29 protein-coding genes and 2 pseudogenes are annotated in these 25587 nt (G+C 69.9%); 16 read left to right on the top strand and 15 right to left on the bottom strand.

Annotated elements, in window-relative coordinates:
- Positions 1-6 precede the first annotated feature (6 nt).
- The 8 genes from Raf01_RS15590 to Raf01_RS15625 form a co-directional block, all read right to left on the bottom strand.
- Positions 7-858, bottom strand: coding sequence for a phosphotransferase family protein (locus Raf01_RS15590; RefSeq protein ID WP_203918597.1), 852 nt, complete (start codon positions 856-858; stop codon positions 7-9).
- Between the two features lie 15 nt (positions 859-873).
- Entirely contained in the window at positions 874-1272 is a 399-nt protein-coding gene (locus tag Raf01_RS15595; RefSeq protein WP_203918598.1) for a RidA family protein, read from the bottom strand.
- 73 nt (positions 1273-1345) lie between these two features.
- Positions 1346-1996: a GNAT family N-acetyltransferase gene (locus Raf01_RS15600; RefSeq protein WP_203918599.1), complete on the bottom strand. Its 651-nt coding sequence runs from the start codon at positions 1994-1996 to the stop codon at positions 1346-1348.
- 146 nt (positions 1997-2142) lie between these two features.
- Positions 2143-2958: an NUDIX hydrolase gene (locus Raf01_RS15605; RefSeq protein ID WP_203918600.1), complete on the bottom strand. Its 816-nt coding sequence runs from the start codon at positions 2956-2958 to the stop codon at positions 2143-2145.
- Positions 2955-4100: an AAA family ATPase gene (locus tag Raf01_RS15610; RefSeq protein ID WP_203918601.1), complete on the bottom strand. Its 1146-nt coding sequence runs from the start codon at positions 4098-4100 to the stop codon at positions 2955-2957. The genes Raf01_RS15605 and Raf01_RS15610 overlap by 4 nt, the downstream gene beginning before the upstream one ends.
- On the bottom strand, positions 4097-4771 hold the full coding sequence (gene pnuC / locus Raf01_RS15615; RefSeq protein ID WP_203918602.1) for a nicotinamide riboside transporter PnuC: 675 nt from the start codon (positions 4769-4771) through the stop codon (positions 4097-4099). Before pnuC ends, Raf01_RS15610 begins: the two co-directional genes overlap by 4 nt.
- A 101-nt stretch (positions 4772-4872) precedes the next feature.
- Positions 4873-5331, bottom strand: a complete 459-nt coding sequence (locus Raf01_RS15620; RefSeq protein ID WP_239133637.1) for a PPOX class F420-dependent oxidoreductase — start codon at positions 5329-5331, stop codon at positions 4873-4875.
- The gene (locus Raf01_RS15625) at positions 5328-5921 is read right to left on the bottom strand and encodes a dihydrofolate reductase family protein (RefSeq protein WP_203918603.1); all 594 of its coding nucleotides are present in this window, start codon (positions 5919-5921) and stop codon (positions 5328-5330) included. The genes Raf01_RS15620 and Raf01_RS15625 overlap by 4 nt, the downstream gene beginning before the upstream one ends.
- Positions 5922-6011: 90 nt before the next feature.
- Here Raf01_RS15625 and Raf01_RS15630 point away from each other — a divergent pair, with 90 nt between their 5' ends.
- The 4 genes and pseudogenes from Raf01_RS15630 to Raf01_RS15640 all read left to right on the top strand — a co-directional run bounded on the left by Raf01_RS15630 (position 6012) and on the right by Raf01_RS15640 (position 8273).
- Positions 6012-6464 carry a winged helix-turn-helix transcriptional regulator gene (locus Raf01_RS15630; RefSeq protein ID WP_203918604.1) on the top strand — a complete coding sequence of 151 codons (453 nt, stop codon included), beginning with the start codon at positions 6012-6014 and terminating at the stop codon, positions 6462-6464.
- A 67-nt stretch (positions 6465-6531) separates the two neighbouring features.
- Complete coding sequence (locus Raf01_RS15635; RefSeq protein ID WP_203918605.1) at positions 6532-7356, top strand: hypothetical protein; 825 nt, start codon at positions 6532-6534, stop codon at positions 7354-7356.
- Between the two features lie 33 nt (positions 7357-7389).
- Positions 7390-7572, top strand: a pseudogene (locus Raf01_RS50875) (aromatic-ring hydroxylase C-terminal domain-containing protein); the annotation flags it as partial.
- Entirely contained in the window at positions 7569-8273 is a 705-nt protein-coding gene (locus Raf01_RS15640) for a hypothetical protein (protein ID WP_203918606.1), read from the top strand. The pseudogene Raf01_RS50875 and the gene Raf01_RS15640, both read left to right, overlap by 4 nt.
- On the opposite strand, the gene Raf01_RS15645 is transcribed toward Raf01_RS15640, so the two are convergent.
- The 4 genes and pseudogenes from Raf01_RS15645 to Raf01_RS49580 form a co-directional block, all read right to left on the bottom strand.
- Complete coding sequence (locus Raf01_RS15645) at positions 8270-9001, bottom strand: DUF998 domain-containing protein (protein ID WP_203918607.1); 732 nt, start codon at positions 8999-9001, stop codon at positions 8270-8272. The genes Raf01_RS15640 and Raf01_RS15645 overlap by 4 nt on opposite strands.
- Before the next feature lie 449 nt (positions 9002-9450).
- Positions 9451-9834: pseudogene (locus tag Raf01_RS15650) on the bottom strand (LuxR C-terminal-related transcriptional regulator); the annotation flags it as partial.
- 144 nt (positions 9835-9978) lie between these two features.
- Positions 9979-10614: a hypothetical protein gene (locus Raf01_RS15655; protein ID WP_239133638.1), complete on the bottom strand. Its 636-nt coding sequence runs from the start codon at positions 10612-10614 to the stop codon at positions 9979-9981.
- Entirely contained in the window at positions 10596-10922 is a 327-nt protein-coding gene (locus tag Raf01_RS49580) for a hypothetical protein (protein ID WP_239133639.1), read from the bottom strand. The genes Raf01_RS15655 and Raf01_RS49580 overlap by 19 nt, the downstream gene beginning before the upstream one ends.
- Positions 10923-11013: 91 nt before the next feature.
- On the opposite strand from Raf01_RS49580, the gene Raf01_RS15660 reads away from it, so the two are divergent.
- Positions 11014-11532 (top strand): GNAT family N-acetyltransferase, encoded by a 519-nt coding sequence (locus Raf01_RS15660; protein ID WP_203918751.1) that lies wholly within the window; start codon positions 11014-11016, stop codon positions 11530-11532.
- A gap of 23 nt (positions 11533-11555) precedes the next feature.
- On the opposite strand, the gene Raf01_RS15665 is transcribed toward Raf01_RS15660, so the two are convergent.
- Positions 11556-12683, bottom strand: coding sequence for a substrate-binding domain-containing protein (locus Raf01_RS15665; protein WP_203918609.1), 1128 nt, complete (start codon positions 12681-12683; stop codon positions 11556-11558).
- Positions 12680-14614 (bottom strand): heparinase II/III domain-containing protein, encoded by a 1935-nt coding sequence (locus Raf01_RS15670; RefSeq protein WP_203918610.1) that lies wholly within the window; start codon positions 14612-14614, stop codon positions 12680-12682. The genes Raf01_RS15665 and Raf01_RS15670 overlap by 4 nt, the downstream gene beginning before the upstream one ends.
- 256 nt (positions 14615-14870) lie before the next feature.
- Between Raf01_RS15670 and Raf01_RS15675 the strand changes: the two genes are divergently transcribed.
- The 10 genes from Raf01_RS15675 (at position 14871) to Raf01_RS15720 (ending at position 23536) form a co-directional block, all read left to right on the top strand.
- Positions 14871-15023, top strand: coding sequence for a hypothetical protein (locus tag Raf01_RS15675; protein ID WP_203918611.1), 153 nt, complete (start codon positions 14871-14873; stop codon positions 15021-15023).
- A gap of 70 nt (positions 15024-15093) precedes the next feature.
- Entirely contained in the window at positions 15094-16401 is a 1308-nt protein-coding gene (locus Raf01_RS15680) for an ABC transporter substrate-binding protein (RefSeq protein WP_203918612.1), read from the top strand.
- 109 nt (positions 16402-16510) lie between these two features.
- Positions 16511-17416 carry a carbohydrate ABC transporter permease gene (locus Raf01_RS15685; RefSeq protein WP_203918613.1) on the top strand — a complete coding sequence of 302 codons (906 nt, stop codon included), beginning with the start codon at positions 16511-16513 and terminating at the stop codon, positions 17414-17416.
- Positions 17416-18303 (top strand): carbohydrate ABC transporter permease, encoded by an 888-nt coding sequence (locus Raf01_RS15690; RefSeq protein ID WP_203918614.1) that lies wholly within the window; start codon positions 17416-17418, stop codon positions 18301-18303. The genes Raf01_RS15685 and Raf01_RS15690 overlap by 1 nt, the downstream gene beginning before the upstream one ends.
- Positions 18300-18986 carry a hypothetical protein gene (locus Raf01_RS15695; RefSeq protein ID WP_203918615.1) on the top strand — a complete coding sequence of 229 codons (687 nt, stop codon included), beginning with the start codon at positions 18300-18302 and terminating at the stop codon, positions 18984-18986. The genes Raf01_RS15690 and Raf01_RS15695 overlap by 4 nt, the downstream gene beginning before the upstream one ends.
- Before the next feature lie 58 nt (positions 18987-19044).
- Positions 19045-20283 carry a glycoside hydrolase family 88 protein gene (locus Raf01_RS15700; RefSeq protein ID WP_203918616.1) on the top strand — a complete coding sequence of 413 codons (1239 nt, stop codon included), beginning with the start codon at positions 19045-19047 and terminating at the stop codon, positions 20281-20283.
- A 94-nt stretch (positions 20284-20377) separates the two neighbouring features.
- A complete protein-coding gene (locus Raf01_RS15705; protein ID WP_203918752.1) occupies positions 20378-20698 on the top strand; it encodes a PadR family transcriptional regulator in 321 nt (106 codons plus the stop codon).
- A gap of 58 nt (positions 20699-20756) precedes the next feature.
- A complete protein-coding gene (locus Raf01_RS15710; protein ID WP_203918617.1) occupies positions 20757-21857 on the top strand; it encodes a hypothetical protein in 1101 nt (366 codons plus the stop codon).
- 130 nt (positions 21858-21987) lie between these two features.
- Entirely contained in the window at positions 21988-22593 is a 606-nt protein-coding gene (locus tag Raf01_RS15715) for an RNA polymerase sigma factor (protein ID WP_203918618.1), read from the top strand.
- Positions 22586-23536, top strand: a complete 951-nt coding sequence (locus Raf01_RS15720; RefSeq protein WP_203918619.1) for a CU044_5270 family protein — start codon at positions 22586-22588, stop codon at positions 23534-23536. The genes Raf01_RS15715 and Raf01_RS15720 overlap by 8 nt, the downstream gene beginning before the upstream one ends.
- A 307-nt stretch (positions 23537-23843) precedes the next feature.
- Here the strand turns inward: Raf01_RS15720 and Raf01_RS15725 are convergent, their stop codons facing one another.
- Positions 23844-24713 (bottom strand): AraC family transcriptional regulator, encoded by an 870-nt coding sequence (locus tag Raf01_RS15725; RefSeq protein ID WP_203918620.1) that lies wholly within the window; start codon positions 24711-24713, stop codon positions 23844-23846.
- A gap of 99 nt (positions 24714-24812) precedes the next feature.
- Here Raf01_RS15725 and Raf01_RS15730 point away from each other — a divergent pair, with 99 nt between their 5' ends.
- Positions 24813-25574 (top strand): phytanoyl-CoA dioxygenase family protein, encoded by a 762-nt coding sequence (locus tag Raf01_RS15730; protein ID WP_203918621.1) that lies wholly within the window; start codon positions 24813-24815, stop codon positions 25572-25574.
- The last annotated feature ends 13 nt before the right edge of the window (positions 25575-25587 follow it).

The following is a 25587-nucleotide window of genomic DNA, read 5'->3' on the forward strand; positions in this document are numbered from 1 at the left end:
AGCCGTTCAGCGGTAGCCATGAAGCCCGTCGTCGAGCTTCGCGGTGTCGCCGCTTCGCTGGGCTGGTAACGCCTGTTGCAGGGCGAAGGTCGCCTGGATTCGCCTGGCCTCGTTGAGCGTCGCGTCGGCGTCGCCGGTGCTCTGGGCGGCCTGAGCGGCGACGGCCCAGCCATAGGTTGCCGCGATTGAAGCCACGTCGTGGGATGGGCTGCCCAGGAACAGCGCATCCCAGTCGATGACGCTTGCCAGCCGCAACGGTGGGCCCGAGTCCCACAGCAGGTTGTCGCCGCCCAGATCGCCGTGGACCAGGACCGGAGTGGTGGGTGGCGGTAGCGCGAGCACCCGATCGAGTTCGTGCCGTGCGCGTTGGCGCCCGCGCGCGGACATCAGCGGGAACAGTTCCTGCTCGACGTCGGCGGCGAAGCCGGCCCACCGGTTCGGGGTGGGTTCGCCGACCAGCTGACCCACATGCTCGGTCGCGCTCGACAGCGCGGCCAGGGCACTGCAGAGTTCGGCGCCGAGGCGGTGAGGCGACACGTGGGCGCCACCATCGGCCAGGGGCTCGCCGGGTACTCGGGAGGTTGCCAGATAACAGCGGCCGACGGGTTCGTCGAGGTTCGGCACCGCCAGCGGTACGGGCACAGCGAACCCGAGATTCTGTGCGGCCATGGCGCTCAGTACGGTCGCGCGGCGGTGGAGCAGCATCCGGTCCACCTCGTGTCGCGGGAAGCGGTAGGCGGTCGTGCCGGTCAGGACGACGTCGTGGAACTGCCCCCGTCGCAGCTCGATCGCACCGTTGCCGGGAAGTTCATGCCGCTCGCTGATCACGGCTAGGTAGCTGATCATTTGACCGGTCACGGATGTCTGCCTCGGTCACTGCACAACGGCAACGGCCTCGACCTCGACAAGCTGGCCCCGGTATCCGAGCACCGTGACGCCGAGCAAGGTGCTCGGCGCGTCGTGGTCGCCGAACCGGGCGCGTACCACGTTCCAGGCTGTGACAAGGTCCGCCTGGTCAGTGCTCGCAACGTAGACGGTCGTCCGTACGACGTCTGTCAGCACAGCCCCTGCCGCCTGCAGCGCCACCTCAAGATTGTCCATGACCTGTCGGGCCTGTCCGGCGACGTCACCGAGCGCTACAACCCGATCGTGCTCGTCGATCGGACACGCGCCCGCGGTGTGCACAAGCCGGGCACCGGCGGGGACTACCGAGGCGTAGGCATACGGGACAGCATCGGTCAGGCGGCTGGCGCGGATCAGTTCCACAGACATGAGGCCGACGGTGCCACGTCCGCCGCCCGCTGTGCCACCGCATTCACGATCCTGTTCGTCGTCGAGCTCGTCATCAGGTCGGTAGGCCGAATACCGGCTTGCACTCCTCGACGCCGGACAACTCGATGTCATGGCGTCGCCGCGATGCCCATCCGTCCCGCGTCAGCCGCCATCGCAGCAACTCAGCGGCCTCACCGCGGCGGGTGGCCCAGGTCGTGCCGTTGCGGGTGTACCCGAGGGCTTCGGAAACCCGGTTCGACGCGTGGTTGTCGGTGAACGCCTCGCTGGACGCCTCGAGGGCGTCGAAGCCCTCGAAGGCGAGGTGGAGGATCGCCGCTCGGGCCTCCTTGCCTAGCCCGCGACCGCGGGCTGCGGGGGCCAGCCAGGAGAACGACTCCACCGTGCCGACCGCGGCGAAGTCGGTGCCGATCAGGTCCTGCATGCCGACCGGCTCGCCGTCGTCGCAGATCACGAAGTACAACCGCCAGAACGCGGAATTGACCCGCGACCTGCCGGACCAGATGCTTCGCATCCAGCGCCACTCCCGGGTCGGGTTGTCTTCGTAGAATGACATCGGATCGTCGAACGGCACCGGCTCGTGGTCGATGACCACCCCGGCCCGGACCACCGGCACGAGGCGTTCCAGAAGATCATCGGTGGCGGCGGCGAGGGTCAGCCGCGGTGTACGAACGGCCAGGTTCAGCGGAGGATACGTGGACGGCACCGAGGCACCCTACCGCCGGCCACGGGGATGCACATCCGGGTATCGGGCCGCACCGCAGCGTGGGGGCGGCACTGCCGGCGGTGGCGGGGGTTGTCGGTGAACTCGCACATCGGCGCCGTCCGTGATGAGCCTTGTACCCCGCGCCGCTATTCGCGTTCCCAGGTGAACGGCGGGTCGATCCGCTGGGCGTCGCCGCGGCGATACAGCAGTGGGGGAGCGCCACCGCGGTCGCTCGCAACCGCGCGGTGCTCGTTGGTCGCGACGACGAACCCGGGTGTCTTGAGTACCTTGCGGCGGAAGTTCGCCAGGTCGGGCGCGCTTCCCCAGACCGCCTGGTAGACGCGGCGCAGATCGGCGAGCGTGAACGGCTCGGTGACGAACTGTGCCGCAAGGGTGGTGTATTCCAGCTTCGCTCGGATCCGGTCGCGGGCGTGAGACAGGATCAGTGCGTGGTCGTACGCGAGGACCGGCGCGTCGCCACGGTACGGCTGACGGTCGAGCCAGGCGGCGCGTTGGGTGTCGAGACTCAGGTCTTCGACCGGCCAGAACCGGGCACGTGCCGCGTCGGTGCCGGCGGTCGGGAGGGGCAGGTTCGGGGCCAGCGCGACGTATGCGACGGACGCGACGTGCAGCCCGGCACGGATGCGCGGATCCCGGTCGGGTTCGGTGTAGGTGCCGACCTGTTCGAGGTGGCCGCCGACGGTCGTCCAGTCCAGCCCGGTTTCCTCGCCGAGTTCCCGTACGGCGGCCTGCTCGGCGGACTCCCGACCGTGCGCGACGTGCCCACCGGGCAGCGCCCAGTAGCCCTTGAACGGGTGGTCGCCGCGCTCGACCAGCAGGACGGTGAGAAGCCCGTCCCGGACCGTGAAGATGGCGAGGTCGACGGTGAGCGCGAACGGCGGGAACGCAGTGGGGTCGTAGGCCGCGAGGAATGTGTCCTCGCCCGGTCGACGCTCGGTCATCGGTCGCCCCGCGGGTCGGCTGCTACCGGGTCTGGCACATCCGCCTGCGTCAGCGGCGCGGCGAACGTCGCGGCCTGGGCCAGCAACAGGTCGGTGGTGCGGACGGCGAGCGAGAGCCGCTGATCCAGGCTGCCGGTGAGCAGCATCCACGACTTCCCCGCGCGGGTCAGCGCTTCAGCGAACCAGCCGGTCATGGCGGCCCGGATGGACTGGTCGCCTTCGCGCAGCCCGTCGTCGACCCAGGGCACACCGTCGTGGTCGGTGACGAGGTAGATCGCGCGACGGGGTAGCGCCGATGCCCACGCCTGGTCGCTGCGCGCCTGGGGGCCGAGGTAGCGGCGTTCCCAGACGGCGGTCGCGAAGGCGTCGGTGTCGCAGACCAACAGGGGTGAGCCGGCCGCCGCGGCGACGGTCTCCCTCCGGGTCTGCTCGGTGGCGACGGCGTCGAAGTCGTCGGCCGTCCACTCCAGATCGTCGAGGGCGAGGTCCGGCCGGGCGGCGCGGTCGCGTTCCCATTTGATGGCGGTGTATTCCCGGCCGTACTCGCCGACCCACCGGGTGCTGGCCCAGACGCCGCCGCGGGAACGGTAGTGCTCGGCGAGCAGCTGGGAGATGGTGGTGGTGCCGGTCGACTCCGCCCCGACGAGCACGACGCGCGTGGTGAGCCCGGCGCGGGTCGCCGGCGCGAGCCACGCCCAGCCGACGGCGAGGTCGGCACGCACGGCGCTGCCACTGATCGGGACCGTCGTGCGATCGGGATCGATGGGGACGTGCTTGGCACCGAACCACGAGGCGAGTTGGCCGCCGTATTCCTCGCTGGTGAACACGGCGTCCACTGGTTCGGCGGTCACCGTGGCGACCGCGGCCCGCATGAGCGCGACCTGTGCGGCCCACACGGTCTCGTCGTCGTAGTCGGTGGGCGCGTCGCAACGGATCCCGACGACCGTCACGGTGGTGTCGGCGGCGTGCTCGGCGCGCAACCATGCGACGCGGTCGGCGAGTGGGATCGTCTCGACGGCGGCTGCCATGCAGACGACGGTCAAGCGCTCGACATTGGCTGCCGCGGTGCGGATGAGGTGGTGGTGCCCGAGGGTCGGCGGGTAGAACTTGCCGATCACGATTCCGTGCCGCAACCCGGTCATGCCGCGTCAACCACGGTGGCTGCGACCGGTGCGGCCGCGCCGACCTCCCGCTGCCGGTGGGCCGCGAGCCAGGCGCGCAACCCGAGTACGGTCAGGCCGAGGAACAACACGTACACGATCGCGGTCAGGTCGAGCCGCTTCACCGCGTACAGCGGAATGTAGACGATGTCGGCCGCCATCCAGAACAGCCAGGTCTCGACCTTCTTGGCATTGAGCAGGTACTGCGCGGCCAGCGAGGTCGCGGTGGTCAGCGCGTCCCAGAACGGGGCGACATCGTGTGCGGCACCCAGCAGCAGGGTCAGCCCCCAGGTCGCGGCGATCACGAAGCCGACGCACGCGGCGAGGGTCTTCGGGCCGGCCCGGCCGACGACGATCGCGGTGCGGTTCCTGCCGCCGTGCAGCCACTGCCACCAGCCGGCGAACCCGAGCACAATGTAGACCGCCTGCAGGCCACCGTCGGCCCACAGCCGCGCGGTGAAGAACAGGACCAGGAAGAATGCCGAGTTCGCGATGCCGACCCAGAAGTTGTGGATCGAGGACCGGACGGTCAGCCAGACGCAGGCCGCGCCGGTCACGAAGCCGAGCAGTTCGGCCCAGGACACCGCGTCGTTGCCGAGGTGGAACAGGACCGTGTTCAACGGTGCGATCAGGTTTGCCAGCCACGTCAGCATCGGAACGCCTCCCGGTTATGGTCTAACTGACCATAACCGGGAGGACACCACCGCACAACCGAGATTCCGCGTGGATGCTCAACGCCATGGGTCGAGGTGCCTCAGCCCACGATTTGCCGGTCGGGTTCGATGAGCGCGACGACCCGCTGCTCGTCGCGCGAGTAGGGGCCACCGGTGTACTTCGTCGAGATCCGGTCGATGATCTGCCAGGCGGCGTCGCCCTCGATCCACTCGACGACCCTGCCGCGCACGATGACCGGCTGGAACGGATTGTCCGTCGGCGTCAGGGAGAGCGCGATCCGCGGGTCGCGTCGCAGGTTGCGAGCCTTTCGGCTGCCCGGGCCGGTGAGGATCGCGACGTGCTCGCCGTGCGTGCCGATCCACACCGGGACGGCGTGGGGAGCGCCGTCGGGCAGGACGCTGGCGAGGTGGGCGGTCGGGGTGCCGTCGAGTACGCGGCGCACGTCGGGGTCGAGCATCGTGGTCAGCTCCTGGTGTGGGTTCTGGATGGGGTACTGGTTGCCGGCAAGCGCTACGCCTGTGCGGCTGGCGGGGGTCATCGCTCGACCGCGTAGTGGAGGTGGGTGACGCCGGGGGCCGGGACGGCTTCGACCAGGCGGAGGCGCACGTGCTCGGGCAGTGACTGGAAGAAGGGTCGGCCGCCGCCGAGCAGGATCGGCACCTGGTGGAGGACCACCTCGTCGACGAGCCCCGCCTTGAGCGCTTCGGTCGCGACGCCACCGCCCATCAGGCCGACGTCCTTGTCGCCGGCGGCGGCGCGAGCCGCCGCGACCGCGTCCGCGATGCCGGTGGTGACCAGGGTCTGCCGCTCCGTTATCGCCGGTGCCGGCCGGCGACTGAGGACGATCAGCCGGGCCGATGGGTGCGGGCCGCCGCCTCCGAAGTGCTCGGAGTCCTCGTACGTGTTCCGTCCGGCCACGATGGCTCCCACGCGCGCGGCGAGGGCGTCGAAGACCCGGGCGCTGGGCTCGCTCAGCCGGAACCCGTCGAACACCCGGCTTGGCGTGTTGCCGCCGAAGTACCAGTCGAAGAGCATCGTCCCGTCACCGAGTCCGCGTCCGGCGCCGGGATCGCGGCCGGTGATGTATCCGTCGACCGACACCGCGTGCGCGCTGAAAACCTTGCCCATCTCCGCGACCTCCCTGGAGTTCCTTCAAGAGACTCTGTGACCGTAGCACCTGGAGTTTCCTGAGGGAACCCAGATTGCTAGACTGGTTCCATGCAGCGCACGAACTTCAGCGAGATGGCGTGCTCGATCGCGCGCACCCTCGATGTCATCGGGGAACCCTGGTCACCGCTGATCCTGCGTGACGTGTGGGCGGGGTTCACCCGGTTCGACCAGATCCAGGCCGACCTCGGGATCTCGCGCAAGGTCCTGACCGAGCGGCTGAACCACCTCGTCGACCAGGGCGTGCTCGAGCGCCGGCCCTACGACCAGCGACCCCGGCACGAGTACCACCTGACGGAGAAAGGTGCCGAGCTGGTCGACCTGCTCATGGTCATGGTCGGCTGGGGGGACAGGTGGCTCGCGGGCGAGGCCGGGCCGCCGGTGCTGTACCGCCACCACGCGTGCGGTGAGGTCAGCGCTGTCGACCTGCACTGCGCCCACTGCGGCGAGTCGATGCACGCAGGCGACGTGGACCTGTTGCCGGGCCCGGGTGCGGCCAGCTGACGAGGGCAACCATCCGACGAGAGCGGCCATCCGACGAGGCTCGGCGTCGAGCTGAAATGATGGCCGGATGCTGGAAGACGGCCTCGCGGGCGGTTCCCGTCCGTTCGCGTCCCGCCTCGAAGTGCCGTTGACGGCTGACCGGATCGCGTCGCCTCGGCTGATGTACGGCGCGCTGGACCTCCTGTCGGCAGGCGGCCGGGGCCAGGCATACACGGCCGTGTACTTCGAGGATGCCGCGTCGGATGCGCTGGGTCGGGTGACCTTCGAAGGACTCGACGCGGTCAGGGCGTCGCGGGGGGAGTACCTACCCGTCGACTACGCCGACGCCGACTACCGCAGCGGTGACTGGGTCTACGTGGTGGGCGGCTCCCCGTGGTTGCGGGAGCGTCACGACTACGAGACGCGCCACTACGCGACGCCTCTGGTGGAGACTCATCGGCACTATGTGTTCGTGTTCCACGACGAGTTCATCGAGGCCATCGCCAAAGGCATCTGGCTCGACGTCGCCGACCGCGCGGATCCTTGCGGGCCCCCGATCGGGCACCCGCTTTCGTCGTTCCCGACAGACGTGCCGTGCGACCGGTTCACCTCGGCGGGTGGGCTGGAGTGGGAGCTGAGGCGTTCGCCACGGGCGGAGGGTGACCTCATTCGCGACTCCCGGCTTTGTTCGCAGCGGGTCTTCCAATTCAATCTCGTGCTCGACGGCGAGAGTCGGGAGTCGGCCAGCATCTGGATCCGCACTGTCGATGGTGTACTCGTGTCCCGGATCAGCCGCCTGTTCGTGGGTGAGTTCGGTCGCATGGAAGGTTTCGCTCAGCCCGAGGACTTCTTCCCGCAGTGGGAGACACACCTGGATGAAGTCGCGCGGCGCAGGCGCGACCTGGGGAAGTGAAGCGCGGAACCGGCGGTCCCTGACCCCCGGCACACCGCCCGAGACTGGCAGGACCGCGTCGACGTGTACACCGCCAAGACCGACCAGCGACCAGCCGACGCCCTACTGATTCGCCCGGACGCCCACATCGTCTGGACCGCAGCCATCGACGAGGAGGCGGCGACCACGGCTGCCGCCGGTCATCGAGGTCGACAGGGCCTACGCTCGACCCTATGACGTCGGAGGAAGCGGTCCCATATCGCGAGGTCATCGGCCTGCTGGGCCAGCAGGCCGATCACCGCGACGCCGAACAGGCTCTTCGGGCGGCCGGATGGACTCCGTGCGGCGTCGGCGACTGGGCGATCGCGCTTCGTTCGCCGGATGGCGCCGCGGCCGTGCGGATCAGCCCGTTCGACCCGGCCGGCCCGTACTCCGCGGCGCTGTACCGGGAGGCCGCGCACACCGGTCAGGTACCACGGCTGTACGCGCACCGTCGGCTGACCGGTGGCGGCGACCTCCAGGTGCTGGAATGGCTCCGACCCGTTCCCGAGGATGAGGCTGTCGCCTTTCACCGTAAGATCGCCACCCGGGCCGCGGAAGTTGCCGAGCTGGTCGACGTCGTGCGCCGCGTCCACGAACGGGCCCGGCGAGAGCTGCCCTGGTGCGGGCCGCTGGACAACAACCCGGACAATGTCATGCGCGCCAGGGACGGGAGACTCGTCGTCGCTGACCTGTACTACGCCGACGGCCCGACCCTCTACGCGACCGCGGCCACGGACCCCGGTCTTGTCGTCGCGTTGATTCCCGAAGCCGAGCGCCGATTCATGACGGAGATTCCCCTGGCCGCCTCCGGGCCGTGGGAGCCCGGGGCGCAGGAGGCGATGCGTGCCGGGCTCGCGGCGGCCGACGCCCAGGTCGCTAGCCGCCTGCACGGCTAGCCCCGGTCGGCTGCCTCGCCGAGCGTCCTGACCCCGATGCCGCCCGTACCGGGCCTACCCGCTGTCCGTGCCCGGTGGGTCTTGGCGAGGAGGACGACGCCGACGCAGCAGCACCAGCTGGTGAGAGGGAACACCGCTACGCGTTCCATCGCACCGACCCCGACGCCCAGGCCCCGCTGACCGAAGAACAGCACCGCCCCTGCCAGCGCGGTCACACCCGCGATCAGGGTGAGCGCGCGCAACCGGCCGAGGACCGTGGCGCGCGGGGCAAACCCGGCCAGCGGTAGCCCCAGATTGCCCATCACCATGATCAGCAGGGCGCCGAGAAAGTGGAGATTCTCGTCGACGTCGGCGGGGAAACGACCAGCCAGCACGTATCCGACGGCCGCGAGCAGGAGCAGCGACTGAGCCAGGCGCACAAGGAACCCGTGGCCAAGCGTGCGCCAGGTCAGGATGAGCCCGGCGGCCAGCAGCACCGCGGTGAGCACGATGGAGGTGTTCATCAGCGGATGCCAGGGCGAGCACACCTGGCGCGGTCGCGTGGTGTCCCACATTCCACAGTGGACGTTGCCGAGGTCGCTGATGTTGTCGGTGGCCCAGCTGTAGGCCGGATGATGCCAGCCGAGGCCGGTAATCACGTTGGCGGCAAGGAACAGCGGTGCGGCTACGGCCCAGCACCACGCACCCAGTCGGGCGCCGGTGCGGAGAGACAGCTGAGACAGGTCCATGCCGAAAGAAGATCACGCGCATGATGCGCGACGCACTACGCGTAGCCGACCACAATTCGGTAGGCCCAGCCATACCTATCTGCCCGGTGACGTCCTCGCGTAGCGGTACGCGCGACCGGCTCGCGGCCGGTGCCGGCCGCGAGCGGGTTACGGGCAGGCTATCGATGCAGCGACGCGCAGCGAGCGTTGTGCACCAGCGCGGTGGCCGCCTGCTCTTGTTTCAGGGCGGGACTGTCCTGAATGGAATCGCCGATGGCGAGCGCCGGGGGAAATCGACACGACCACGCTGTGCCGCCCGCCGTGCTGCCGCAGGGTGATCCGGGTGCCGTCGTTGCCGTTTGCCTGAACCAGGCCGGGTAGCCACCGCTCGATCGTGTCGTCGAGCGACAACCGGTGCTCGCCTGGACCGGTTCGCCGCCGTTACGCTGCCCGCACACTTCACCGTACGGCTAGCCGTACCGTCGCAGATATGCGATGACGGCGAGGATGCGGCGATGCTGTTCCTGGTTCGGCTGCAGCTCCAGCTTGAGGAAGATGCTCCGTACGTGCTTCTCCACGGCCGTCTCGGTGATGACCAGTTCGCGGGCGATGGAGACGTTGGAACGGCCTTCGGCCATGAGCGCGAGCACCTGGCCTTCGCGGGGGGAGAGGCGCTCGATCGGTGCGGCGGACCTGGCCCGGCGAATCAGTTGCCGTACCACCTCGGGATCGACGACAGTCCCCCCGGCGGCCACCTCTCGCAGCGCGTCGTCGAAGTCCGCGACATCCGAGATGCGGTCCTTGAGCAGGTACCCGCAGCCGGTGCCCCCAGAGTCAAGCAGCTCTGCCGCGTAGGGAGCTCTATGATCTTCCCCATAGGGCGGAGTCAGCTTGACGCCATCGGTGTCGCCGACCAGCATTGTTCTACTAGGTATAGATCACATGACTGATCTGGTGCAAGTCTGGCGGAGTGGGGACGGCGAAGCTCCTGCCGCTGGTCAGCTCTGCTGGAAGTTCACCGCGGCGAATCCGCACGGCTGGTGCACGTGCAGGTAGTAGGCGCCCTCGCCGAACTCGTCGAGGTCCGCTCCGACGACGAGACCGACGTAGTCCATCGGCTGCTGGCAACCGGGACAGTCGACATGCTCGGCGTCCTGGATCCAGTCGGGCTGACCGCCCAGCGTCGAGCCGCCCTGGTTCCAGGCGCTGGCCTGGTACGGGCCCGTCCGGGCCGGCCCCACGACCGGCAGCAGCGCCGGCGGCTCCTCGGCTTCGGCGTCATCCGGCAGGTAGCTCGGGCGGGTGTTGCCGCTCCACCAGGTGGCGGTGCCGGCCGGCGTGACCTGGCTGTACAGCGTCGCGTGGCAGGCGCAGAAGTGGCAGGTCTCGATGACCAGCCGGCCGGACCAGCCGGTGTGCGCCAGTGCGTCGCCGACGGCGGGTTCGGCGGTGTCGAGGTCGGCGGCGATCCACAACGGTGACGCGCACCACGGACACTCGGGAGCGTCGGTGCGTCGCGCCGTTTCGCGCACGAGCCACTGGTACGCACTGTCGCCGCACAGGTCCCGCCGGCTGCCGTCCGGTCCGACGGTCCAGCCGCCCGCCCGCGCGTAGCTCAGCGGATCGGTGTGCAACCGGCCGGCGGCTGCGTCGCCCAGCGACGCATGGCGCTCTCGGCGAGCGGGTGAGCGCTGTATGCCAGAAGGAGCAACAGGTGGTCGAGCCGCTTGGGCGTCCGTCCGCCATCGATCTGCTCGATGACCCGGCCGACGGTGTTGGCGTCGGCCGAGCGGTACAACTTCGGCGGCCACAGCACGTCGAGGTCGAGCAGGAGGCCGTGGTGCGGGATCAGTCGATCCGGCTCATTGTCCGCGATCGCGGACAGCTCATCGATCGCGTCCTCGTCGTCGACGGCGGCTTTCCTGATCAACTCATCGATCACGCTGGAAGGATAGTCCATGCGCCGCCACGCCGGAGGCCGGCGGAGGTAACGTCCCGCGCGGCGGTCGCCCAGGATATCGTCGTTGGCCGTGATGACGCAGTTGCGGCCGTTGACGATTGCCGACTGGGAGGTCGTACACGAGTGGGCGCGGCGAGAGGAAGCGTGCCGTTACCAGGCGTGGGGACCGAACACGCCGCAGCAGACGAAGTCGTTTGTCCAGGCGGCCGTCCAGGCGTGGGCACAGCGGCCGCAGATCCGATTTGTGTACGCCATCACGGTGGATTCCCAGGTGGTCGGCAACGCTGAGCTACGGTTACACGGCAATCGACAAGGCGAGGTCTCCTACGCCGTACACCCAAATCTGTGGGGTCGTGGCCTCGCGGCAGAGGCGGCGCACCAGCTTGTCGTCATCGGCTTTACGGTGCACAAGCTGCACAGGATCTTCGGTACCTGCGATCCGCGCAATGTCGCGTCGGGGCGGGTGCTCACCAAGGTCGGTATGAAGTATGAGGGGCGTATGCGTGAGACGCTGCTGATCCGGGACGGATGGCGCGACTCTGACCTCTACGCCATCTTGGAGACGGACAGCCGCGTCAACGCGTTCACCTGACAGTTCGGCATCGCGCGTCGGCGTCAGCGGTCGGAGCGGGGCGGTGCCGTCGACTCGCGGATCCGCAGGGATGGGCTGATCGTCACCCGATGGGCGGGGCGTTCGGGATCGGCGAGGCGGTCGGCGACGAGGCGCACGGCCGCGCGTCCGATCGACCGGCGGGGTGGGCGCACCGCGGTCAGCGGTGGGCTGAACAGGCCCGCCACTTCGTCGTCGTAGGCGACCACGGACAGGTCACCCGGCACTGCGAGGTGGCGTTCCTCGCACCGCTGCACCAGCGCGATCGCCTCGGGGTCGGCGTGCACGAGCAGCGCGGTCGTGCGGGTCGCCAGGCAACGGTCGAGAGCCTCGTCCACCGCCGTCTCCCAGTCTCGCGTGTGCGCGTCCGGTATCACGGCTTCCACTGTGGCGGTGGGGTCTAGGCCGCACTCCTCCAACGCGTTCAACCATCCACGGTGGACATGCGGCCGAGTGGGATTGGGCTGCGGGCTGAGCACGCCGATCCGCCGGTGCCCGAGCGAGGCCAGGTGGTGCACGGCCATCGCCGCGCCCAACGCGTGGTCGGTGACGACAGACTCGAACACGGCGCGGTGCGGTCCCACCGTGGCGGTGCGTTCGAGCAGGACCACGGGAAGCCCGGTGTCCGCCAGCCATTCGACGGTCGCCCCGGCGGTCGGCGCGTCCATGCGCGGCGCGACGATCAGAGCGTGGACGCCGAGCCGTTCGACCAGCCGGAGGAGTTGGGGCCGGTCGTCCTCGCTCTCGTAGGAGGAGCCGCGCAGCACCACGCGCATGTCGAGTTCCCGGGCGGCCTCTTCGGCACCGCGGGCCACGTCCGGCCAGTAGTAGTCCAGCGACGGCACCAGCATGCCGATCGACCGGTCGGCGGGTGCGGCGGTCGGGTTCGCCCGCGGGGTGGGGTCTTCGGCTGCCAGGGTCTCCTCGGGAACAATGAGCGCGACGCCGCCGTGGACGCGACGGACCAGGCCCTCGGCGGCGAGCTGAGCGATGTCGCGGCGGATGGTCACCGCGGCGGCGCCGAGAGTGCCGGTGAGGTCGGAGATGCGCAGCACGCGGTCGCGCTGCAACGCCTCCAACAGCCGGGCGCGGCGGGCGACCTGCAGCGGTCCCCGATTCTCCGACGCGGTCACCGTTGCTCCTCCACAGTCACGGCGAGCGTACCGGCTGGTTCCAGCGCGCTCACGTCGAACTCTATTCGGGTCAGCCGGTCGCCCCAGACCTCACGCAGCAGCGGATCGTCCAGTTCGATCGCGGTCATGGTGGCCGGCACGTGCGCGGGCTCCCAGGCGAGCCGCACGGTGCCGGCCCCTTCCATCGCGTCGACCTCGGCGTCTGCCTGGCCGACGCGCACCGTACCGGCGGCGAGTAGATGTACAACGGTCGGCTCGGCGTTCGGAGCCGGATCGAGCTGCCACGAGTCGCGTACCGTGACGCGGCCGGTGGCACGGTCCAGCCACGCGTCGCGCCGCCAGTGCCGCACGTCGCCGCGCGGGTACGCGTCGGTGAGGTCGAGCGCCAGACCGGAGCGGGTGTCGTCGACGGTGACCGTCGCCTCGCGCGCCGCGTACCGGCGGCCGTGCGCCTGTTCGCTGCCGCGGATCCGCGGCACGTTGTGCCAACCGCTGCGCATCGTCCAGATGCGGTACCGGTCGGGGCCGAACGTCTGCGCGGTGTAGGTGGGGCGGCCGGCGTCGACGAGTACCGGCACACCGCCGAGGGCTACCACCATGCTGCCGACGTCGTTGTGGTTGTGGTGCTCGCCGTTGTGTCCACCCTTGACCGCGAGGGTCAGTCCGGCGGTGCTGCCGGCCGCAGCGCGGGCCAGCAGGACCTGGGTGGAGTCGAACCAGGCGTCCCGCGGCAGCGGCGGCGAGCCCGGCACGGCGGCGAGCCAGTGCGGGTCGGTGAGAGCGCGGAGCAGGCGGCCGAGCCCCTGATCCTCGTGCGCCACCGGCGTTCCCGCGCGGCGGTGTGCGGCGGCGTGCGCCTGCGCGTCCCGGTCGCCGGCGAGCCGTGCCGCCCGGTGCAGAGCGTGCCACGGTTGATTCGCCGGCGACCGGGCCGGGCTGTCGGCGTGATTGAGGTACCAGGCGCCGCCGAGATGCACCCGGTGTGGAAAGGCGATGGTCTGCCGCAGCGCGGCGATCCCGCGCACCGCGTCGGGTACGGCGTCACCGAGCGTGTCACGGGTCGCGTGGGCGAGCACGTCGAGGGCTTCCAGCGCCCGGCAGGCACCGTTCCACCAGTACGCGTACCCCTCGTCGACCGCGCCGTCGGGCGGCAGCGAGGCGATGTAGCGGTCGAGGCCCTCGACGACCAGGTCGACCAGGTGTGCCCGGCGTGCCGCGTCGTCCACCAGACGCAACGCGGCGACCAGGACGTTGCCGTGGATCCACGCGCTCCAGTTGTGCACGTCGCCGTCGAGCCCGAGCCAGTGCCAGTCGCGGCGGGTGGCGAACGGAGCGAACACCCGGCGCTCGACCTCGTGCCGGATCCTTGCCCGTACCCCCGGGACGTGCGCGTCGAGCTGGTCGCCGAGCAGGTGATCGAGCCAGGCCAGCTGTGCGGCGACCTCACCGGCCCCGAGGTCCAGGAAGGGATCGGTCACTGTGGGTACGACCGCGCCGTGCACCCGCCGCGTGTCATCGTGGGCGGGCCAGCACCAGCTGCTCTGCTCGCACAACAGCGTCACTCCGTCGGCGACCTCGTCGATCCAGACCGGGTCCAGCGTGGCGGCCGCGAGCACGGCGGCCCGGGTGAGCCGCTGTTGGCGGGCGAAGACGATCTGTTCGTAGCCGGTGCGGTCACCGTCGCGGAAGTACCGGGCGTAGGAGTGGGCCAGCGGCACCGGCCACGGCGTAGCGAGTTCCGCCTCGGCACGCCCTCGCAGATCCCGCACGGTGTCGTCGGGCAGGGCGTCCGCCGCCCAGGCGCGCCGGTCGATCGCCGGGGGCAGCGGCAGGCAGTCCGCGGGGTTGGCGAGCAGTTCCGCGGTCCGGCCCTCGCCGAACTGCGGGCAGGCTCCGGCCAGCGGGCCGGTAAAGCGATCGCGGATGGTCATTTCCCTCGCCGATCGAAGGCTCTTGTGAGCGAACGTGATCGTATCAGGGCGATAGAGGTATTGACATGCTTGGTTCCGACCGTTTTACTTCCCCGAACAGGCCCCGTTCGCGGGATCGTCGCCGCAGGCAAGCCCGCGTCCGCGAGGCCACGCCCACCCCACCCTGCGGAGAAACGCGTGCCCGACCACCATTCCTTCCGGCCCACCGGGCAACCGGGTCGACCCGATCAGGCACCGGGCGGGACGGTGGCGCGTGGTGCGGCAACGGGTCGAGTGGCCCGACCGCGTCCGTACCCGTACCCGAATCGACACCCGCACCCGCACCCGCACCCGCACCCGCACCCGCACCCGCACCCGCACCCGCATCCGCATCCGCACCAGCACCGGCGGCCGTACCGGCGACCGGTGACCCCACCCCGCCGGGGCCCCTCGATCAGCGCGTACCCGGGGCTTCGGGGCCGAGTTTCAAAGGAGAAGGGATGAAGCGCTCGATCGCGGTCGTCCTCGGCGCCGCCGCCACGGCGATCTCGCTGGTCCTGGCTGGCTGTGGCAGCGGTTCCGACTCATCGGACTCCTCGTCTGGTCCGGTCACACTCACCTTGGCCGGGTGGAGCCTGTCCACCACACCGGAATTCAAGACCCTCGCCGACGGCTTCCACGCGGCGCACCCCGACGTCACGGTGCAGTTGAAGGAGTACGACGCCACCAACTACGACACCCAGATGATCGCGGACCTGGCCGCGGGCAAGGCCCCCGACATCTACGTGCAGAAGAACCTCAAGAACTTCTACACCTACCAGCACGGCAAGCAACTGCTCGACGTCTCCGACGTGGCCAAGGGACTGGGCGACAAGGTGGGCGGCCTGTCCGACTACCAGCTCGGCGGCAAGACCTACGCGATCCCGTACCGCCAGGACTCCTGGGTCCTGTTCTACAACAAGGACCTGTTCGGGAAGGCCGGCGTGGCCGTGCCCGACGGCTCCTGGACCTGGGACGACTACGTGAGCGCCGCGAAGCAGCTCACCGCGAGGCTGAAGGTCGCGGGGTCGAAGGCGCTCGGCGACTACCAGCACACCTGGCAGTCGACCGTGCAGGGCTTCGCCCTGGCGCAGACCTCCGGCGCCGACCTGACGAGCGGCAACTTCTCGTACCTGAAACCCTTTTACACCAGGGCGCTGGACCTGCAGAGTTCCGGCGCGCAGGTCAGCTTGGGCGATGCCACCACCAACAGCCTCACCTACCAGGCGGAGTTCGGAAAGCAGCAGGCGGCGATGATGCTGATGGGCACCTGGTACATCGCGACCCTGCTCGCCCAGCAGTCCAGCGGCGACGCCGACCAGTTCCAGTGGGGGATGGCGCCGGCGCCACAGTCGGACAAGAGCACCACCGGCACGTCGGCCACGCCGGTGACCTTCGGCGATCCGACCGGCCTGGGCATCAACCCGAAGCTCGGCAAGGGCAAGGTGGCCGCGGCCAAGCAGTTCCTGGCGTACGCCGCGGGCGAGGACGGAGCGAAGGCGCTCGCCGGCATCGGCATCACCCCGGCCGACAGCGCGGCGGTGACCGACACCTTCTTCGCGCTCAAGGGCATGCCCACCGACGACGTGTCGAAGTTCGCGTTCGCCAAACACGACACCAAGCCGGAGAACCCGGTCTCGCAGTACACAGCGGGACTGCAGAACGTCCTCAACGACCTGCACACCGCGGTCATGTCCGGCAGCAAGCCGGTCGACGCCGCGATCAGCGAGGCTCAGTCCCGCGCCAAGAACGAGGTCCTCAACAAGTAACCCGGGCGTGGCCCACCTCGGCCCCGGCTCGCCGGGTCCGGTGCGCCCGCGACGCGCCGCGCACCGGACCCGCGCCGCGGATCCGTACGACTGACTCACGGGAGTACCCATGACATCGATGCCCGTGGCCCGCCGCCGCCGTAGCCGGCCGGTGTGGCGCAACACCGTGGTGGGGTGGAGCTTCCTCCTGCCCAACTTCATCGGCTTCGCGGTCCTCACGCTTGTGCCGGTCGTGCTGCTGTTCTATTACGCCTTTACGAGCTGGGACGTGTTCGGCGGCGCGGAGTGGACCGGACTGGCCAACTTCCGGCAGTTGCTGCACGACCACAGCTTCTGGACGGCGCTGTCGAACACGGTCTACTACACGCTCTTTCACATCCCGTTGACGCTCGCCGCGTCCCTGGTGCTGGCCCTGCTGCTCAACCGCAAGCTGCGTGCCGTGGCGTTCTTCCGTACGGTGGCCTTCTTCCCGTACATCACCTCCATCGTGGCGCTCGCCCAGGTCTGGAACATGCTGTTCAGCCCCGGCTACGGGCCGATCAACGAAATCCTGCGCGCGGTCGGAGTGCACCATCCGCCGGGATGGACGACATCGGCGGACTGGTCGATGCCGGCGGTCATCCTCGTCGGTACGTGGCGGGAGATGGGCTACTACATGCTGCTGTTCCTCGCCGGCCTGCAGGCCATCCCCACCCAACTGTACGAGGCGGCCCGGGTGGACGGGGCGACCGCCTGGCAGCGGTTCCGGGCGGTGACGCTGCCCGGACTGCGACCCACCACCTTCTTCGTGACGGTGATGCTGACCATCGGCAGCTTCAAGGTCTTCGACCTGATCCTGGTGATGACCAACGGCGGACCCGGCCAGTCCACCCTGGTGCTCTCCCAGTTCATCTACCAGAAGGGCTTCGTGGAAAACCAGTTCGGCTACGCCTCGGCGGTATCCATCGTGCTGTTCGTCGTCTGCCTGCTGGTGACCGTCGCCCAGTTCTCGGTGAACCGGCGCAGGAACGCGTGATGGACACCCTCCTCGACGCCCGCCCGGGCGCACCCACCGCCGCGGCGTTCCGCGGGCGCCCCGGCCGCCGCGGCCGCGCCGTACGGGTGCTCGGCTATCTCGCGCTCGTCGTCGCGTCGGCAGCGGTGCTGCTGCCGTTCTACTGGATGGTGATGTCGTCCCTGAAAACGAACAACGACGTCTTCACCCTCCCGGTCAAGTGGGTGCCGGACAGCGTGGTGTGGCACAACTACGTCGACATCTGGCGGAAGTCCGACATGACGACGTGGCTGCGCAACACGCTGACCCTCTCGGTCGCGGTGACCGTGCTGCAGGTCTTCACCGGCAGTTTCGCCGCGTACGGCTTCGCCAAGGTGCGCTTTCCCGGCCGCGATGTGCTGTTCCTGGCCTATGTCGCCACGATCGCGGTGCCCTGGCAGTCGTACATGATCCCGCAGTTCATCCTCATGTCGAAGCTGAAGCTGTCCGACACCCTGTGGTCCATCATCGCGTTGCAGGCGTTCGGCGCGTTCGGCGTGTTCCTGATGAAACAGTTCTACGAGTCGATTCCCGATGAGCTCGTGCAGGCCGCGCGCATCGACGGCATGAGCGAGTACGGCATCTACCGGCGGGTCATCCTGCCGCTGTCCGTGCCGGCACTGGCCAGCCTCACCCTGCTCACGTTCGTCAACACCTGGAACGACTATCTCGGGCCGCTGCTGTACCTGCGCAGCCACAGCATCTGGACTGTCCAGATCGGACTCAAGTCGTTCATCTCGACGTACAACGCCGAGTACGCGCTCATCATGACCGGCTCGGTGCTCTCCGTGCTGCCGGTCGCGGTCATCTTCCTTCTCGGGCAGCGCTATTTCGTCGAAGGAATCGCGACCACCGGGTTGAAGGGGTGAGCGGCGTGCGGATCCGGCACGAGACGTTCCAGGGCGTCTTCGACCTGGTGTATGTGGGACTGCTGACCAACCTGCTGCTGGCCGTCGGCTGCCTGCCGCTGGTGGCCGGTCTGGTGATGACCGACCCGAGCCGGTCGTGGCCGCTGCTGGCACTGGTGGCGCCGGTGTGCGCGCCCGCGCTGTGCGCCGCGTTCGGCGTGCTGTCGGCGTACTCCGCGGGGCGTTCCACCGCCGTCCTGCGCACCTTCGCCCACGTCTGGCGAGCCACGGCCGGCAAGGCCACGGCGGCCGGTGCGCTGGCGACCGCCACGACAGTGGTACTCGGAGTGGATGCCCGCGCCGCCTGGGGCCGGCCGGTTGGCGCTGCCGCGATTCCGGTTCTGGTCGTCGCGATGGTGCTCGTCGCCTCCACGGCGCTGCTGGCGATGGTGGTGCTCGCCGAGCGACCCACGGTGCGGCTGCGTGACGCGCTGCGCGCCTGCCTGTACCTGGCGGTGCGCCGCTGGTACCTTACCGTCGCGTCGCTGTCCGTGCTCGCGGTACTCGAGACCCTGCTCGCGGCCCGGCCGGCGGTGGCGCTCGGGTTGGCGGCCTCCCCGCTGCTGTATGTGGTGTGGGCCAACAGCCGCTACACCCTGCGCGCCGCGCTCGAACCGGGCGCGCGCCCGGCTTCCCGGGCATGACCGGTCGCGACGGACGACCGGGGCGAACACCCCGGCCGATGAACGGGAAGGGAACCAGATGACGGCGATCGACGTCCGCCGCAGTCCGGACGCCGAGGCGGTGGAACACGCCATGACCACCGCGCTGCGCACAGTCGACGCCAATCTGACTGCCTTCGGCGACCGGTACCCCGGCGACACGACCGTCCACGGACGGTACCCGCTGCGCTCGGCACCCGACGGTCTCCCCGAGGGCGCCAACGTCGGCTGGACCACCGGCTTCTGGCCGGGCATGCTCTGGCTCGCCTTCGACCTCACCGGAGACGAACGGTACCTGCGGTCCGCGTACTCACACGTGCGCGCCTTCGCCGACCGGATCGACCGCCGCCTCGACATCGACACGCACGACCTCGGGTTCCTGTACACGCTGTCCTGCGTCACCGGATGGCAACACACCGGCGACGGGACCGCCCGGCGCGCCGCCCTGGCCGCCGCCGACCACCTGCTCACCCGAGTCCTGGAGCCGGCGGGCATCATTCAAGCCTGGGGAGACCTCGGCGACCCCCGGCAGAGGGGCCGCACCATCATCGACAGCCTCATGAACACTCCGCTGCTGTTTTGGGCGAGCCAGGTCACCGGGGACTCCCGCTACGCCGCCCGCGCGCGCCGGCACGCCACCCAGGTGCGCGAGCACATGGTCCGCAGCGACGGCACCACGTTCCACACCTTCTACTGGGATCCCGCCAGCGGAGCCCCGCTGCGCGGCGGGACCGAGCAGGGCAGCGGGGACGACTCGTGCTGGGCACGCGGACAGGCGTGGGGCGTCTACGGGTTCACTCTCAACCACCGGTACACCGGCGACCGGTCGTTCCTCGATGCCGCCTGCCGCTGTGCCGACCAGTTCCTGACACGGCTTCCCGCCGACCGCATCCCCTACTGGGACCTGGTCTTCTCCGACGGCGGCTCGGAGGAACGCGGCGGCTCGGAGGAACGCGGCAGTGCGGAGGAACGCGGCAGCGCGGAGGAGCGTGACAGCTCGGCCGCGGCGATCGCGGCCAGCGGCCTGCTGGAGCTGGCCAGAGCCCTGCCCGCCGGCCCGCGCGCCGGCGGGTACCGCGCCGCCGCCGGCAGCATCCTCGATTCGCTCGTCCACGGCTACACCACCGCCGGGCGCCCGGAGCCCCAACCGCTGATCCTGCACGGGGTCTACGACAAGCCGAAGGGCATCGGCGTCGACGAGGGCAACCTCTGGGGCGACTACTTCTACCTCGAGGCACTGACCCGGACGCTACGTCCCCAGTGGACAGACCCGTGGTGACCGCACGACGCCGGTCCTCCTCGTCCGGCGCGGTCGGTCCGGGTCCGCGCTGTACATATATTGACCGTCGATATATATTGATCGCGTGGCCGAGATGCGAGAGCCGACCTTCCTGATCCTGACCGCGCTGGCCGACCAGCCTCGCCACGGTTACGGGATCATCCAGGAGGTCGACACCCTTTCCGCGAGCCGGGTGGCGCTGCTGCCGGGCACGCTCTACACGGCACTCGACCGGTTGGCCGCCCAGGGGCTGGTGGAGCGCGACCGGGACGAGGTGGCTGAGGGGCGGCTGCGCCGTTACTACCGGCTGACCGACAACGGGCTGAAGGTCCTCGACGCGGAGGCCGCGCGGCTGCGCCAGCTCGCCACCGTCGCCGAGGCCCGGCTGCGCGCCGTCCGCCCGCGCACTGCCTGATCCCGCACTGCCTGATCCGCGCTGTCTCATCCCGCACCGCCAGATTCGAGGGAGACCCATGTCCGGTTCGGTGTCACGGCTGGAGAAGCGGTACCGGCTGCTGCTGCTGAGCTATCCCCGCGCGTACCGGCGGGAGCGGGGCAAGGAGATCGTGGACACCCTGGCCGACCTCGCCCCGCCCGGGCGCACCCGTCCGACGGTGCGGGAGGCGTTCGACCTTATCCGGCACGGCCTGCGCGCCCGGTTGGGGCGGCCGGCCAGCCGCAGCGTCGTGGTGTGGGCCGTGCTGACCGCCATCGTGTGGGCGCTGTTTTCGGCGGCGATGGCCTCGCGCCTGGCGTGGGAAACCGCGCGCCCGCTGCCGAGCGTGGCGCGGGCGTCGGCCGTCTTCGCCACCGTCGCCCCCGGCCGCAAAGTATCCGACGTGCAGCGCAGCCCGGCGACGTTCGTCATGTACGGGCAGCCGCTCAGCCGGCAGGACCTCGGCGAGCTGATCTTCCCCGACGGCGGCGAGTACACATTCGGCTCCACGACCGGCTCGATGGGCGGGGCGTCGGACGTTGACCTACACCGATTCGCCGAGGACGCCGTGCGACGGCTGCACGCCACCGGCTGGGATGTGGGCAGGCCGTACACCCAGGTCCTGGACACCTGCGGATCCGATGACTGCGGAGGCCCCACCGAGTCGGAGACCTATCTCACCGCCAGGCGCGGCGACGACGTCATCACGATCTACATCGAGTACGGCGGCATGATCACCCCGCCGGTGAGCATCAGCATCGAACGGGCGACCCCGTGGCCGGTCTACCCGGCGAGCGTCGCCGGTGGTGCGGTGGGCGCGGTGATCGCCTGGTTCGTGTTCGGCTGGGCGAGCCGCCGCACCGACGGCCGGCACCCCGCGCTGCGCGTGCTCACCGCGCTGCTGCTCGGAATTTCCCTGTTCCTGTGGTGGCTGCCGATCCCGTTCTCCTCATGGTCGCTGCTGCGCCATCAGCTCACCGAGCCGCACTACAAGTGGCATCCGCTGTGGGAGTGGCTGGGCCAGCCGGCGCTGGCTCTGTTCTTCCTGGTCGGTTGCGTCGCCGCGCTGACCGGCCTCGCCGTCGCGGCGCTGCCCCGCCGGCGACCCGACCCGTCGATGGATGTCGCCACTGGATGAGTGGGACTCCGCCGGGAACTGTCGCATCCCGGCGGAGCCGTGAACCCCTTCCGGCCCGTTGACGGATAACGGGTGACATTCGCTTGGGAGGGTCAATGATTCGTACGTACGCGCGTGCGCGGGATGCCGGGTGACGCCGCACTGCGCCACCGGAAGCGAGCTGGACGACGCCGCGGTGATCGCCGCCTCGATCGGGGAACCGGAACGGTTTGCCGCCATCTTCGACCGGCACGCCCCGCACATCCACCGGTACCTGGCCCGCCGGCTGGGCGACGACGCCGCCGACGACGCGCTCGGGGAGACGTTCCTGGCCGCGTTCCGGCGCCGGCACCGGTACGACACCTCACGGCGCGACGCACGGCCCTGGCTGTACGGCATCGCCACCAACCTGGTCGGGCAGTGGCACCGGAGCGCGTTCCGGGAGCACCGACTGCGGATGGCCATGCCGGCGGCGCCTGTCGACGACGGGCACGCCGACCGGGTCGTCGCCGGGGTGGTGGCCCAGGCCACCCGGCGCGCCCTGGCCGGCGCGCTGGCCCGGCTGGCGCCCGGTGACCGGGACGTGCTGCTGCTGATCGCTTGGGAGGAACTGTCCTACGAGCAAGTGGCGACGGCGCTGTCCATCCCGGTGGGCACCGTGCGGTCCCGGTTGCACCGGGCCCGCCGGCAGGTGCGCAGCGCGCTCGGCGACAGCGATCCGACCATGGCCGGAGAGGAGACGGTACACGATGGATGACCTGCGACTGCTTCGCGAGGTGGAACGAGACCGTCCACTGCGGACGCTCGAAGAACTGGCGGCACAGCGGAGCCTGCTGCTGGAGGCCACGCGCGCCGATCCCGCCGGCGTGCGGGCTCACCCGACGCGCCGTACCCGCCCTGCCGGGGTGTGGGCCGGGTGGCTGGGAACCGCGCGGCGGCGGCTGTGGGCGGTGTTCGCCGCGGCGGTCGGGACGCTCGCGGTGGTGGCGGCGGCGATGCTGTTGCTGGTACCCGGCAAGGGCGGCGGCGACCAGCCAGCCCGGAGCGGTAGCGCCACCGAGGCGATCCTGGTGCTGCAGCGGGCCGCGGCGAAGCAGGCGGGGCTGCCCGATGTGGTGCCGCGCCCCGACCAGTTCGTCTATACCAAAACCGGCGGTCCCGGCGGGTTCCGCGAGGCGTGGTGGTCCGTCGACGGCACCCGTGACGGGCTGATTCAGGGTTCGACAGGCGTGACGACTCCCGTCGCGGGTTGTCGGGACGGTCGCGCCGCCGCGGTCAAGGGCGACGAGTTCGTTCCGGGCAAGACCGAGCCGTGCACGCCGTCCCCGGCGTACCAGCCGGACCTGCCCACCGATCCAGACGCGATGATGGCGTACCTCTATCAGCACGGCGGCGAGCCGGGTGACCCGAACGCTACGGGCAAGGCCGTGCTGACGTTGCTCCAGGAGCAGTACGTGCGGCCCCCGGCACGCGAGGCGCTGTTCGAGGCGGCCGCCCGGATCCCGGGCCTGCGGCTGATCCCGAACGTGACCGATGGCGCGGGTCGGACGGGCGTCGGCGTGGCGTGGTCGGAAGCCGGGAAGAACGGCCTACTGATCTTCGATCCGAAGGATTACAGCCTGCTCGATTCGGGCACGGGTGCGGGCGGAGACGCGGTGATCCGCCAGGCCATCGTCAACGAGGTGGGCCAGCGCGGCTGACGACCGCCGTCGGCGACCACCGGACCGGGCGTCCACGCACGCGGCGCCCGGTCTGGCCGCGCCACACGCGCGGCGCCCGGTCTGGCCGCCGCGCACCCCGCGTCCATCGCGTCGACCGTGCACGCCTGCAGGGTCCGCCAGGACGCGTCGACCGCCCGCAGCCCGATGCGTCGCCCTCCGTGGCCTCACGCGGCGGCCTGGGCAACAGACCCAGGTTCCTAGGATGCCTTACCGCGAGCGGCGGACGTCACACAGCTGTTGCGGGGAGCATCCAGTCGCACAAGCCCAGTCACACAACCAGGGGCCGTTACGACCGGCGGTACTCCCGCGGCGGCATTCCGAAGTGTGCCCGGAACCTCCGCGACAGGTGAAACTCGTCGGTGAAGCCCAGCGTGCGGGCGATTTCCCGCAGCGTCATGTCGGTCAGCCGTAGCAGGGTGGCGGCCGTCTGCAGCCGGCGCGCGTTGCGGTAGGCCAGTGGCGACTGTCCGATCTGGTCGGTGAACCGGCGCCGGAACGTGTCGTACGACAGACCGGAGTCGGCGGCGGTCTGCCGCATGTCCATGGGGGCGGCGAGATTGTCGGCGAGCCGGTCGGCCGCTCTCGCGATCGCGGGGTCGAGCGCTCGCGACCGCGGTGAGGACTGTCCGGCGTCCGTGACATCGAGCAGCCAGTCGGCCAGTGCGAGCAACTGGTGCTCGGCGGCTTGTCGGGAGTGTGGCGTGGCCCGCAGCACGATGCGGAGAGCGTCGATCGAGGGGATCGGGCGGGGGTAGCGCGGGCCCGCTCCGGCGAGCACCCCCGTCTCCGCGAGGGTGTCGAACAGGGGGCCGGTGAAGACCACGAAGAGCTCGGTCCAGCGCTCGCCGGGCGTGGTGCCGTACCAGTGTGGATGGCCCGGACCGACGAGGGTGTGGGCGCCGGGTGTGAGTGGCTCGTCGCGACGGTTGGCGTCGCGGTAGCGCCCCTGCCCGTCGAGCACGATGGACAGGACGTACTCCGGCATGACCCGCAGTCCGGTCGGCATCAGCGGCTCGTCGTCGACGACCTCACCGGCGAGGACGAGTTGACCCAGGCGGGTGAGTGGCGCGTCGGAGACGGTGATCCGGGCTCGCGTCTCGATGTGCCCGTGATGGACCGTGGTGCGGGGAGATGCGGAGGTATTCCGGGCGGCCACCGCCAGAACGTACATGTCCTCGTCTGGATTCGACCATTCCCGGCGCGGATGCGTGCTCCTAGCGTTGGGGTCGACCGCCCTCGACGGATTGGACGTGGCATGGTTCTGGTGACCGATGAGATGCGCGAGCAGTATCGCGACGAGGGATACTTCGTGCTGGAACGGGTGCTGACCGACGAGCAGCTCGAACTGCTCCGCGGCGGCGCGCGGTATTCGATCGACAAGCTCGACGCAGCCTTCGACGAGGCCGGGGTCGACCGGATCGGCATCAACGCGCGGGGTAAGCGGTACTTCTCGACCATGATTTACAAGGATCGTCCGGAGTTGCGGGAGTTCCTGTTCGGCGACACGATGGCCGAGATCTGCCGGGCGACGTTGGGTGCGGACGCCTACCTGTTCTGGGAGCAGTACGTCATCAAGGCCGCGGATCCGGACACGAGCTTCGCCTGGCACCAGGACTCCGGCTACGTGCACGAGGACCACGAGCCATATCTCACGTGTTGGATCGCGTTGGACGAGGTGACCGAGGAAAACGGCGCGGTCTACCTTCTGCCGTACTCGCGTTCCGGTATCCGTTCGTACGTCAAGCACATCCCGGATCCCGTCCGGAACGACCGGGTGGCTTACTTCGGGTCGGATCCCGGCATTCCGATGACCGCGCCGGCCGGCTCGATCGTCGTGTTCTCCAGCGTGGTACTGCACCGCAGCGGGCCCAACCTCACCGACCGGCTGCGCCGGGTGTATCTCGCGCAGTACTCCGGCGAGATCATCATGACCAAGGACGGCAGCGAGCCCAGCGGGTCGTTCGAACGGTTCCTTGTGGACGGTCGGGTCGCCCCGGAGCTTGCCGGCGGGTCGTGATCGCATCGCGAAC

The sequence above is a fragment of the Rugosimonospora africana genome, assembly GCF_016862975.1.
In the GTDB taxonomy this organism is placed as follows: domain Bacteria; phylum Actinomycetota; class Actinomycetes; order Mycobacteriales; family Micromonosporaceae; genus Rugosimonospora; species Rugosimonospora africana.